This is a genomic window from Singulisphaera rosea, from assembly GCF_054877945.1.
The window spans coordinates 245,660-257,349 of sequence record NZ_JBTYIP020000011.1; the positions used below are offsets into that span (position 1 = coordinate 245,660).

Annotated in this window: 10 protein-coding genes; 7 read left to right on the forward strand and 3 right to left on the reverse strand. The window is 64.4% G+C overall.

Translation table 11 applies throughout. The annotated features are described in order from the left end of the window. Positions 1 to 85 precede the first annotated feature (85 nt). The 5 genes from ACYOEI_RS20080 (at position 86) to ACYOEI_RS20100 (ending at position 7,020) form a co-directional block, all read left to right on the forward strand. Positions 86 to 784: a pirin family protein gene (locus tag ACYOEI_RS20080; protein WP_462851341.1), complete on the forward strand. Its 699-nt coding sequence runs from the start codon at positions 86 to 88 to the stop codon at positions 782 to 784. A 374-nt stretch (positions 785 to 1,158) separates the two neighbouring features. Then, a complete protein-coding gene (wrbA, locus tag ACYOEI_RS20085) occupies positions 1,159 to 1,788 on the forward strand; it encodes an NAD(P)H:quinone oxidoreductase (RefSeq protein ID WP_462851342.1) in 630 nt (209 codons plus the stop codon). Positions 1,789 to 2,212: 424 nt separating this feature from the next. Continuing rightward, positions 2,213 to 4,498 carry an ATP-binding protein gene (locus ACYOEI_RS20090; RefSeq protein WP_462851343.1) on the forward strand — a complete coding sequence of 762 codons (2,286 nt, stop codon included), beginning with the start codon at positions 2,213 to 2,215 and terminating at the stop codon, positions 4,496 to 4,498. A 2-nt stretch (positions 4,499 to 4,500) separates the two neighbouring features. Continuing rightward, the gene (locus ACYOEI_RS20095) at positions 4,501 to 4,953 is read left to right on the forward strand and encodes a response regulator (RefSeq protein ID WP_462851344.1); all 453 of its coding nucleotides are present in this window, start codon (positions 4,501 to 4,503) and stop codon (positions 4,951 to 4,953) included. A 30-nt stretch (positions 4,954 to 4,983) separates the two neighbouring features. Beyond that, on the forward strand, positions 4,984 to 7,020 hold the full coding sequence (locus ACYOEI_RS20100; protein ID WP_462851345.1) for a hybrid sensor histidine kinase/response regulator: 2,037 nt from the start codon (positions 4,984 to 4,986) through the stop codon (positions 7,018 to 7,020). A 45-nt stretch (positions 7,021 to 7,065) separates the two neighbouring features. On the opposite strand, the gene ACYOEI_RS20105 is transcribed toward ACYOEI_RS20100, so the two are convergent. Further along, positions 7,066 to 8,505 carry a hypothetical protein gene (locus ACYOEI_RS20105; RefSeq protein ID WP_462851346.1) on the reverse strand — a complete coding sequence of 480 codons (1,440 nt, stop codon included), beginning with the start codon at positions 8,503 to 8,505 and terminating at the stop codon, positions 7,066 to 7,068. Between the two features lie 444 nt (positions 8,506 to 8,949). Between ACYOEI_RS20105 and ACYOEI_RS20110 the strand changes: the two genes are divergently transcribed. Together ACYOEI_RS20110 and ACYOEI_RS20115 are read left to right on the forward strand one after the other, a co-directional pair. Next, positions 8,950 to 9,165, forward strand: a complete 216-nt coding sequence (locus ACYOEI_RS20110) for a hypothetical protein (protein WP_462851347.1) — start codon at positions 8,950 to 8,952, stop codon at positions 9,163 to 9,165. Positions 9,166 to 9,423: 258 nt separating this feature from the next. Then, positions 9,424 to 9,732 (forward strand): hypothetical protein, encoded by a 309-nt coding sequence (locus ACYOEI_RS20115; protein WP_462851348.1) that lies wholly within the window; start codon positions 9,424 to 9,426, stop codon positions 9,730 to 9,732. Between the two features lie 394 nt (positions 9,733 to 10,126). Here ACYOEI_RS20115 and ACYOEI_RS20120 read toward each other — a convergent pair whose 3' ends face one another. After that, on the reverse strand, positions 10,127 to 10,726 hold the full coding sequence (locus ACYOEI_RS20120) for a DUF3137 domain-containing protein (RefSeq protein ID WP_462851349.1): 600 nt from the start codon (positions 10,724 to 10,726) through the stop codon (positions 10,127 to 10,129). Positions 10,727 to 10,842: 116 nt separating this feature from the next. Further along, entirely contained in the window at positions 10,843 to 11,676 is an 834-nt protein-coding gene (locus ACYOEI_RS20125; RefSeq protein ID WP_462851350.1) for an ankyrin repeat domain-containing protein, read from the reverse strand. Positions 11,677 to 11,690: the final 14 nt, after the last annotated feature.

Sequence of the window (11,690 nt, forward strand, 5' to 3'; positions counted from 1 at the left end):
GTTTCGGGGCAGACTTTGGCCTGCCTTTTCTTTAACTGTATTAGTTGATACGTCAACAAAATCTCTGTCAACAATAGAGGCAACGATGATCCGGATTCGCAAGTCGTCCGAGCGCGGCCATTTCGACCACGGCTGGCTGAACACGTACCACACCTTCTCGTTCGGGCGTTATCAAGATTCTCGGGCGATGGGCTTCCGGTCCCTCCGCGTCATCAATGAGGACTGGGTCCAGCCGAACCAGGGGTTCGGGACGCATCCGCACGAGGACATGGAGATCGTGACCTACGTCCTCGAAGGGGGCCTGGCCCACAAGGACAGCCTGGGGACCGGGAGCGTGATCCGGCCGGGCGAGTTGCAGAGGATGACCGCCGGCACGGGGATCACGCACAGCGAGTTCAACGCGTCGTCGACCGATCCGGTGCATCTGTACCAGATCTGGTTGTTCCCCGAGCGTGAAGGGCTGGAGCCGAGCTATGAGCAGAAGGAATTCCCCGAGGGCGAGCGCCACAACCGGTTGCGGCTGGTCGCTTCGCCGGACGGGAGCGACGGGTCGCTCACGATCCGGCAGGACGCCCGGCTCTATCTCTCCACGCTCGACGAAGGGCACGAGGTCGCTCATGCGATCGAGCCCGGTCGTCATGCCTGGCTCCAGGTTTTGAGGGGGCGGCTCGACCTGAACGGGCTGGCGCTCGAGGCGGGGGACGGGGCCGCGGTCAGCGACGAACTCGCGCTCTCGATCCGGGCATCGGAGGCGTCCGAGGCGCTGCTGTTCGACCTCGCCTGACCGGGAGTCGACGGGCCCGGCCCTTCCTCGAACCTCTCGAGGGCGGGCCGGGCCGGGTCGCCTTCGGGAGACTCGACCGAACTTCAGACTCTGCTCGCTGATCCCCTCCGGGCCCGAGACGGAAGAAGGCTTCACCACGAAGGAAACAAAGGATATCCATAAGCATGTCCGAAGAGGATTCGGGCTCTCGAGCTCCTCCTCATAATGTGTCCTTTGTGTCTTCGTGGTTAAATCATCGCGCGGTGAGAGTCCGGTGGGGATCCGCGAGGAGTGTCGAACTTCACGCCCGGGGCTTGTCCTCGGGGGCCGGCTTGGCCACGCTATTCGGGGCGAGGCCGGTCGTGGCATTTCCCGTTCCTCCGGGGCCGAACGTCATGAAGGTTCAAGTCGTTTTCTACAGCATGTATAGCCATATCTATCAAATGGCCGAAGCGATCGCCGAGGGGGCGAGGCAGGTCGACGGGGCCGAGGTTGCGCTCTACCAGGTCCCCGAGCTCGTCCCCGACGAGGCGTTGGAGCGGACCGGGGCGAAGGCGGCTCGTGCCCGGTTTGCACATGTCCCCGTGATCGAGCCCGACCAGCTCGCCGAGGCCGACGCGATCCTCTTCGGGACGCCGACGCGCTTTGGCAATATGTGTGCACAAATGAGACAATTTTTAGACCGCACGACCAAGCTCTGGCTCTCCGGGGCGTTGGTCGGCAAGGTCGGGAGCGTCTTCGCGAGCACCGCGAGCCAGCACGGCGGTCAGGAGACGACGATCACGAGCTTCCACACGACGCTCCTTCACCAAGGGATGATCATCGTGGGCGTCCCGTACTCGGAGCCACGACTCGTCGCCATGGACCAGGTCACGGGGGGGACGCCCTACGGGGCGACGACGCTCGCGGGGGCCGACGGAAGCCGACGTCCCAGCGAGAACGAGCTGGCGATCGCCCGGTTCCAGGGCCGGCACGTCGCCGAGATCACCTCACGCCTCGTCAGCGGCGCGGCGGCGAGGCGCTAAACTCGGGGGACGGTTCGCCACGAAAACGCGAAGAGATTCGGGCGAAAGCCCGGAGGGTGACCGACCCTTCGGGATTCGCCCCTTTGTGCCTTGCTGCCTCCGTGGTGGAAGATTCGTCCGGTGATTTATGAATTGCATGGGCATGACGTTTGCGTGTTCCCATTTCATGGCGGGAGTGTCCGATCCGGGCCGCTCGCCGAGGCTGTGAGACGGACGTGCGGGGATCCTCCAAGGCCGGGGACGATCCTCGAGCTGTCCGACGGCGTGCCGGATTTCCTCCGCGAGGATCGGAGGTCGGGCGCCCTGGTCGTTCCGTCGGCGGGGGACGTCGCGCGCAATCAAGTGAGAAAGCATTGCTGTGCGCGACTCCCTCTTGTTAGCCTTGGCCGCAGGTATCTCGCACCGAGGAGACGCGCTTGGGGCCATGGCACGAACGGCGACCATCCGACACGAAGATCTCGACCTGAATTCTTGCGATCGCGAGCCGATCCACCACCCCGGGAGTATTCAGCCTTTCGGGCTTCTGATGGTCCTCGACTCGCTCGGGGCCGTCCTCCAGGTGAGCGAGAATCTCCGCGAGGAACTCGGCAAAGATCCGGAATCGGTCCTGGGACAGCCCCTCGACGAGGTCTTTGGCGCGGGCCCCGGGACCCAGCTTCGGGGCTGGCTGGCGCACCCCTCCCTCGACCACGAGCCGCTCTATCTCGGGGCGGTCGACCTCGGGAAACCGGGGCAAACCCGGACGTTTGGGGCCATCGCGCACCGCAATGACGGCGTGATGATCCTCGAGCTCGAGGAGATGAGCTCGCTCGAGCCGATGACGTTCCCGAACCTCTACCCGTTGATCCGGACCTCCGTCGCGAGCATGGAAGCGGCCGCGACCATCGAGGACCTTGGCCAGCTCGCGGTCGATGAAGTCCAGCGGATCACGGGCTTCGAGCGCGTCCTGATCTATCGGTTCGACGAGGACGGGAACGGGACCGTGATCGCCGAGAAGCGGGACGGCGAGGCCCTCCCCTCGTATCTGAACCATCGCTTCCCCGCCACGGACATCCCCAAGCAGGCCCGTGAGCTCTACAAGCGGAATCGCCTTCGCTTGATCGTCGATGCGGACTACACGCCCGTCCCGCTGATCCCGACGAACAACCCGAAGACGCGCCGGCCGTTGGACTTGACGTTCTCGGGATTGAGGAGCGTCTCGCAGGTCCACGTCGAGTACATGCGGAACATGAAGACCGCGGCGTCGATGTCGATCTCGATCCTCCGCGACGGGCAGTTGTGGGGGCTGATCTCGTGCCACCACAGCACGCCCCGGATGGTCTCGTTCGAGATCCGCACGGCCTGCGACTTCCTCGGCCAGGTCCTCTCGCTGCAGATGGCCGCCAAGCTGCACAACGCCGAATATGAGTATCGGATCAAGCTCAAATCGACCCAGACGAAGCTGCTGGAGCTGATGGCCAACGAGGACGACTTTGTCACCGGCCTCGCCAAGCACTCGGCAACGTTGCTCGAGCTGACCTCGGCGGAAGGGGCGGCGATCGTCTTCGCGGGGAAGTGTACCCGGCTTGGCCTCACGCCGGAGGAGCCGGACGTCTTGCGGCTCGTCAACTGGTTGTCGTCGGAAGCCGCACGACGCGACGTCTACAGCACCGAATCGCTCCCGGGGGTGATTTCGGGCTCCGAGGCCTACAAGGACAAGGCGAGCGGGGTCCTGGCGATCTCGATCTCGAAGTTGCACCGCAGCTATCTCCTCTGGTTCCGGCCCGAGGTCCTCACGACCGTGGAGTGGGGGGGAGACCCCCGCAGGGCCCACGAAGAGATGGGGGGGCGGATCCATCCGAGGAAGAGCTTCGCGGACTGGCGCGAGATCGTCCGGCTCCACTGCCTCCCTTGGCGACAGAGCGAGCTCGACACGGCGACCGAGTTCCGCAACGCGGTCGTCGGCATCGTGCTCCGCAAGGCGGAAGAGCTCGCGGAGCTCAATGCCGAGCTGAAGCGGAGCAACCGAGAGCTCGAGGCGTTCTCGTACTCGGTCTCGCACGACCTTCGGGCCCCGTTCCGCCACATCCTGGGCTACTCCGAGCTCCTGCTCGAAGAGGATCAGTTGAGCGAGACGGGCCGGCGATTCGTGGGCACGATCATCGAATCGGCCCAGTACGCGGGGATCCTGGTCGACAACCTCCTCGCGTTCTCGCACATGGGTCGGACGGCGATCCACCCCGTGGCCTGTGACATGGGCCAACTGGTCGAGGAGGCGAGGCGGGATGTGATGTCCGAGGCGGTTGGGCGGGACGTCCGCTGGACGATCGGCGAGCTACCGTGGGTCTATTGCGACCCGATCATGACGCGCCTGGCCGTGCGGAACCTCCTGTCCAACGCGCTGAAGTTCACGAGGGGTCGCGACGAGGCCGTGGTGGAGGTCGGCAGCGAGCCCCGCGACGGGGAGACCCTCTTCTACGTGAAGGACAACGGGACCGGCTTCGACATGAAATATGTTGATAAATTGTTCGGAGTCTTCCAGAGACTCCACCGCATGGAGGAATACGAAGGGACGGGGATCGGATTGGCGAACGTGCGCCGGATCGTCGAACGCCACGGCGGGCGGGCCTGGGCTGAAGGGATGTTGGACGTGGGTGCGACCTTCTTCTTCACACTCCCCGACGCGGCCACGTCGGACCGAGACGACTTCTCGCAAGTGGCCGAGGAGTGACGATGCTCAAACCCATCCTGCTCGTGGAGGACAATCCGAGAGACCTCGAGCTCACGCTCGTCGCGCTGGCGAGGACCCACCTCGCCAATGAAGTCATCACCATCCGCGACGGTGCCGAGGCGTTGGATTACCTGTATTGTCAAGGGGCGTACGAGGGGCGAGCTCGGGGCAACCCGGCCGTGATCCTCCTGGACCTGAAGCTGCCCAAGGTCGACGGTTTGCAAGTCCTCGAGAAGATCAAGGGCGACCCCAACTTACAGGCCGTCCCCGTGGTGATGCTCACCTCATCACGCGAGGAGAAGGACCTGCTGCGGAGTTACAAGCTGGGGGTGAACGCCTACGTGGTCAAGCCGGTCGGCTTCAAAGAATTCCTGGATGGGATCCAGGAGTTGGGGATCTTCTGGGCCGTGCTCAATGAACCCCCTCCCGGCAGCGCCAAGCCGAAACGGGGTTGAGGGAACGCCTCCGTGACAAGGGAATGGACGATGTCAGCCATCCGGATCCTCCTGCTTGAAGATAGCCTCCTCGACGCCGACCTCGCGCGGGCCCGGCTGACCAAGGGGGGGATCGAACACGAGATCGTCCGGGTCGAGACCCGCGAGGCCTTCGTCGCGGAGTTGGAGACCAAGGCGTACGACGTCATCCTCGCCGACTACTCCTTGCCCTCGTTCGACGGCCTCACGGCGCTGGAGCTGGCGCACGAGCGCTGGCCGCTCATCCCGTTCGTGTTCGTCTCCGGCGGCCTCGGGGAAGATGTGGCCATCGAGTCCCTCAAGCGTGGGGCGACCGACTATGTCCTCAAACAGAGGCTCGACCGACTCGCGCCCGCCGTCTCGCGGGCGATCGCCGAGGCCCGGGAGCGGACCGAGCGGCGTCGGGCCGAGCAGGCGTTGCGTGAGAGCGAAGAACGCCACCGGCTGATCCTTGAGAGCGTGCACGACTACGCCATCATCACGATCGACCTCGACGGCCGCGTCTCCGGTTGGAACAAGGGGGCGGAGCGAGTCCTCGGCTATCGCGAGGCGGAGATCCTCGGGAGGCCCGGCGACCTGATCTTCACGCCCGAGGACCTCGGTGCGGGCCTCCCCGAGCGGGAGATCGCCCAGGCCTCGTCCGAAGGTCGGGCCGAAGGCGAGCGCTGGCATGTCCGCAAAGGGGGCGAGCGGTTCTGGGGCAGTGGGGTCGTCCGCCCGCTCCTGGATGAAGCAGGCAAGCTCAGAGGGTTCGTCAAGGTCATGCACGACATGACCGAGCGGAAGCGCTCCGAGGAGGCGCTCCGGGAGGCCGATCGTCGCAAGGACGACTTCCTGGCGATGCTCGCCCACGAGCTCAGGAATCCCCTCTCCGCCATCAACAACGCGATCCAGCTCGCGCGACGTTCGGGGAAGACCGAGCATCTCGAATGGGCCAAGGACGTGATCGGCCAGCAGGTCGGCCACCTCACTCGACTGATCGACGACCTCCTGGATATCTCCCGGATCACCCGGGGGAAGATCCAGCTCAGGAAGGATCTCCGAGAGCTCGCGCCGATCGTCCGGGGTGCCGTGGAATCCGCCCGGCCTTCGATCGAGGCCCGCGGCCACCAACTCTCGGTTTCGATCGGGGAGACCCCGTTTCGCATCGACGCCGACGCGACTCGTCTGGAGCAGGTCCTGGTGAATCTGCTCACGAACGCGGCGAAGTATACGCAGGATGGCGGGCGGATCGCGCTCGAAGCCCAGCCCGAAGGCACGGACGTCGTGATCAAGATCCGAGACAACGGCGAGGGGATCACCCCCGAGATGCTCCTCAAGATCTTCGAGCCGTTCATCCAGGTTGAACAGACGCTCGACCGTTCGCAAGGCGGCCTCGGGATCGGCCTCACCCTGGCCCGGACCTTGACCGAGATGCACGGCGGGTCGCTGACCGCGACGAGCGAGGGCCCCGGGCTCGGGAGCGAATTCGTCGTCCGTCTCCCGCTCATCGAGGCCGAGGTCCCCATCGCCGAGGAGGGTGCCTCGCCGAAGTCCGAGGTGGTCGCGCAGGGACCCCGCGTGCTCGTCGTCGACGACAATGTGGAGTCGGCCCAGGGGCTCGCAAGCCTTCTCACGATGTTCGGGCACGACGTCCACATCGCCTTCGAAGGGCTGGAGGCCATCGACGCGGCTCGCCAGCATTTACCCCAGACCGTCCTCCTCGACATCGGGCTTCCCAAGCTGGACGGGTACCAGGTCGCCCGATTGATCCGCGCCGAAAACCGGCTCAAGGATGTGCTGCTCGTCGCGGTCACGGGATACGGGCAGGAGGAGGATCGCCTGCGCTCGGCCGAAGCCGGCTTCGATTATCATCTGGTCAAACCGGTCGACTTCGACGTGTTGCTCGAGCTCATCTCGCGATCTCGATCCTCGACGAAGACGCATTCGCGTAAGGTCGACGACCACACGCTCGCCGCCACCCCGGGCGATTCGGGACAAGTCCGCCGCGGCGACGAGGGTCTAACGGAAGCGCCCTCGAAGTCTTCTTCCTCGAGTCCGCAGGACTGAACACGGGCCGCGCGGGGCACGCATGCGGAGGCACGGGGTCGGGGCTCAGGCGCTCCCGGAGACGGCCTTCAGGTCGGCCCGCTGGGCTTCGTACGTCACCGAGTAGGCGAGCACCCGAGGGTCGGCGGGGATCTGCCAGGTCTCGCAGGCCTGTCGGTAGATCGAGGGCCACCAGTTCTCGTGCCGGGTGAGTCCCTGCTCGAGGACCGATGACCAGTTGCTCACGATCTTGGACCAGCACTGGTCGCCGTAGTCGATCGCCTGCTTGCGGTCGTCGAATCTCGGGAGGTACCAGCGTCGCCCGAGCGCGGCGTGGAGGACCTCATCGGCCCAATCGAAGTCCTGGATCGTTGCCATCAGCGGGTCGCCGGAGCGGACGCCCACCTCCCACTCGAATCGCTTGCCGGTCTTCGCCATCAACCCTTGCTCGATGTAGTAGAGGACGGCGTGGCGCTCGATCGGGGTGCATTCGGTGTTGAGACGGAGCGACCAGTTGTGGGTGATCCTCGCCTGGGTCCAGTCGACCCCGAGCGCGACGAAGCCGACCTCGCCCATCATCGCGTGCCGCGCCTCGTCCCAGAGCTGCCGGCTCATGTCGCGGTAGTATTCCCAGGGCTCCCCCTTCGTCTCGGCGATGATGCTCGCCATCATCTCCGGGACGTCGATCTCCCGGAGCCGCTTGTAGAGCATCATCAGCGTCTTGGGACGGTCCGCAAAGCCGGGGTCGTACAGGAAGGCCTCGGGATTGACCCCCTGGTTGTACAGGTCCTGGAACCGCTCGTCGCGCTTCGGGATCGGGTCGTAGACGTAGGGGGTCGCCGAGTATCGACGCTCGACGGGCTGTCCCGAAGGCGTCGATGCGCCGTCGATCCCTCCGGCGGCATTGAAACCGTTGTCCAGCAGCGTGAGCCACGACTGCATCCGAGCCCGTTCCTCGTCGTCGACCAGGCAGGCGAGGCATTTGCGGCCGAACTCGATCATGTCCGCGAGCTCGAGCCGGGCGAACCGACAGACCCGGACCGAGGGGGCGTCGGTGAGCGGGTTGGTTTCCAAGTGGTATCGCGCGAGGGCCTGGTCGAGCGAGGGCATCGCCTTCTCATAAAGGCCGACGAGCAGCTCACCCGTCGTCGGGGCCTTCAGGATCTCGTCGAAGACGACTGCGAGCGAAGGCTCGGGGACGACCTCGAGTCCGAGCGGCGGCTCGCGCATCTCGCCGATCCGACCGCGAAGGGCCGCGACGTGTTCCGAGCAGAGATACGCGTGGTGGGAGAACCCGGTCTTCAACTCGTAAATCGGCTCGGCGGTGATCCGCGCGGTCAGGATTTCATGGAGCCGACGGAGGGCGTAATGGAACCGCTTGAGTCTCGAGACGCAGTCCTCGACACCAAGCCCGGGACGAGCCGCCTCGGCGACCGTCGCCAGGCCGGCCAGACTTGGCAAGCCGCGATACGTCTGATAGTCCGCTGCGTTCCGCGACGCCGCCATCGTTCCGTTCTCCTTGATGGATCCGACCGGGGCCCCACCCGGCGAAGGAATTACCCCCCCTGATTATACTCGAGCCTCGGCCCGATATCGCCTCGGGCTTGGCCAACATGACCAGCCAGTCGAGCTAGACGGAAGAAGGTTTCACCACAAAGGCACAAAGGACACAAAGAACCATCGAAAGCAGGTCCGAAGAGGATTGGTTCTCTCTGGCCCCTCTTCTTTGTGTCCTTTGTGCCTTTGTGGTGAAATCCTCACGCGGTGAGAGTCTGGTGGGGATCAGCCAGGAGTGTCGGAGAAAACGAGGACATCGCCCGGCCCTCAGGGTTGCACCGCTCGAAAATGCGGGGAGTCTGGACGATCGCAGGGACAGTTGCTACTAATGGCGGGTGCTGTCACGTCGCCAATCGGCACGATGCCACACGTCACACTAGAAGGATACTTCACATGACGGCTCCCTTCCATCGAGTGCGAACCGACAGGCAAGACTCCCCTTCCAAGCCGGCGCCCATGTTCTGCATCGTCGGCGAGACCGTCTGCCGGGTCCGGATCTGGACCGATGCCGAGTGGGAACTTCTGGATATCGCCGATCGCCCGACCGTGGTCGAGCAAGTCCCGGGGCTCGGCTGGGTGGGTGCGGTCCTCAGTCGCGACGTAAATTAGGCGCACCTCCTCTCCATCCCCTCTTCGAATCCTTTCCCCTATCCTCCTAATTCGCCCGGATTGAACGCCGGCAGCAGAATTTGGAGAATCCGCCCAGCTTATAAATTTCCCTTGCTTTGCAAGGCGGGGTCGATCCATAATCGGACCTGGTTTGGGTTCATTGTGGGTGTTGTAGGGGCAATAGGAAAGCTGGCTTCTGATGGCAGGAGGCTTTTCGAAGGGCTTGCCGCGGTGCTGCGGCTACAGAGGAGAACCGTGATGTCCGAGAGGCTGAGTTCGCTCCCGCCCGACCCTCCCGCCGCGGAACTCGCCTCGAGTCCCGTGGAGAATTCGACCTCGACCGACCCGCTCCCGAATCCTCCTTCCGTCGAGGATGGGCGCCAGGCCGAGGCCTCGGGGCAGTCGGATGAGCTCCGGGAATTCGTCCAGGCGATCCGCGACTATCGCGAGGAGAGCGGCCGGATGTTCCCGACCTGGAGTGAGGTCTTGGAGGTCCTCCTCAGCCTCGGATATGAGAAGTCCGAGGAAGTGGTCGAGGTTAAGGAGCCGAAGACTCCCGAGTCTTGAAAGCCCAACAAGAGCGCGGATTTGGTCCACCGCTTCAAAAAACGCTGTGGCTTCGATCGAGCAGGGCTTCGCTCTTGATTTGATCTCCCCTCCGCCCGCGACCTTTCTTGATCCATTTCTTAATTAATTAATTATTGCAGGCCTCGAAGCGCGAGACTCGGATCTTCGTGGATCGTCCGTCGAGCGTACGCGCGCTCAGCGAAGGCCGGAGCGGATTACCCTCAAGTCTCGCCCTTCACTCGGCCCTCCCGAACGATTTCATACAAGCCCGAAGCGCAAGCGAGTGAATCCGATTGCAGAAATGAGAAAAGATTCACTCGCTTGCGCTTCGGGCTTGTATTGAGGGGCGGCGCCACGAAGTGAGGATCTTGGCTTCCCCCCGAATTCGAGGTTCTCAGAGGAAGACACCCGGGTCTTGCTTGTCGGCCGACCCGATCCGACAGAGGCGTTCGAGGATGGCGGCGAAGAGGCGAAAGAGCGCCTCGAGGCGATGCCTGTCCTTGATCACGCCGACGACATGGAAGCAGAGCTCGTCGACGTCGGGGGGGAACTTCGGGCCGAACCACCCTTCGCTGTCCTTGACCTCGAGGTGGATCGTCGGCTGGGCGTCGACGAGGGCGCGGAGGCCGGGCTCGGCGAACAGCTCCTGGACGCGGCTTTCGCTGTTCCCTTTGATGATGAATGCGTCGTCGAACTCCATGTCGCCGACGTCGATATCTTGCATCCCCAGCAGCTTGCCGAGCTCGCTGAAGAGCCCTTTGCGATAGATCGTGAAGCGGAAGCCCTCGGGGCTTACATACGGCGCACGCATCCGGGTGAAGGTCGTGTGGGAGTGTTGGGTCGAGACCGTGTAGGTGTCGAGCGTGATGATCCAGGGGCCGACGCGGACCTGCACCAGGCTCCCTTTCCAGAAGCCTCCGTCGACGAACTCCGCGCCGATCTGCTCGCTGAGCTCTCGCCACGCCTCGTCTTTGGAAATCCCGAAGAGGCCCATCGCTTTGGTCTCGCGTGAGTTTCGATGTCTCTGCGGTGATTCGTCCGCGAGGCCGAAGGATTTTGGCCTCGGCCGGATTCTCGGGAAATCGCGGGACCGATGCAAACGCAGACGAATCAGTCCCGAGCCTGGCGATCTTGTTGGAGGTATCCGGCGAGGTCGCTGTGGCCATCGAACGCGGCCCAATCCTCGGGCCATTTGCCGATCTTGGCGTCGCGGACGTTCGGGTCGGCTCCCCTTTCCAGGAGTACGTCGACCATCTCCCGACGCCCTCGAATCGCGGCGTAGTGGAGGGCCGTCCCGGCGTAATCAAAGCCGGCGGGGATGAGGTTGATCGGGGCTCCACGGTCGAGCAGGTCGGTCGCCGCGTCGGTCCGGCCCCAGGCCGAGGCGTAGACCAGGGCGTTCCCGAGGATCTGTTGCGGGTCGCGCCGGGTTGCTTCCGGGATCGGCCGGCTCTCGAACGGCGAGGCGACCTCGCCGGCGGCCGGCGTGAGTGCGCCCGAAGTGTCGAAGCATCGCGCAATCCATGCCTTGTCGCCGAGTCCCGCGGCGGTACGCAGGTTGTTGATTCGGGCCCCGCGTTCGAGGAGCAGCGCGACGGCGTCCTCGTGTCCCCAATAGAGAGCTTCCTCGAGGGGGGACCACCGACTGTTCCCTTCGATCTGTGCGCCTCGGTCGAGCAAGGCGACGATCGCCCGCCGGTTGTCGATCCCGCTCGCCGCGATCAACGGGCCGGTCAACTCGGCGCCGTGGTCGGCCAGGAGGTCGATGAGGGATTCCAGGGAATCCACCGTCGGCATCGTGAGCACGAGGCATTGAAGGAGCGTCGGGTGGCTGTATCCCGACCGGGCCGTTGCCAACCCGGGATCTTGGCCCAGGCGTTTCCGCAGGCCCTCGACGTCGCCGGATTCAACGAGGGTTTGCGCCGCGTGGAAACGCTCATCCATTGGGCACCATGACG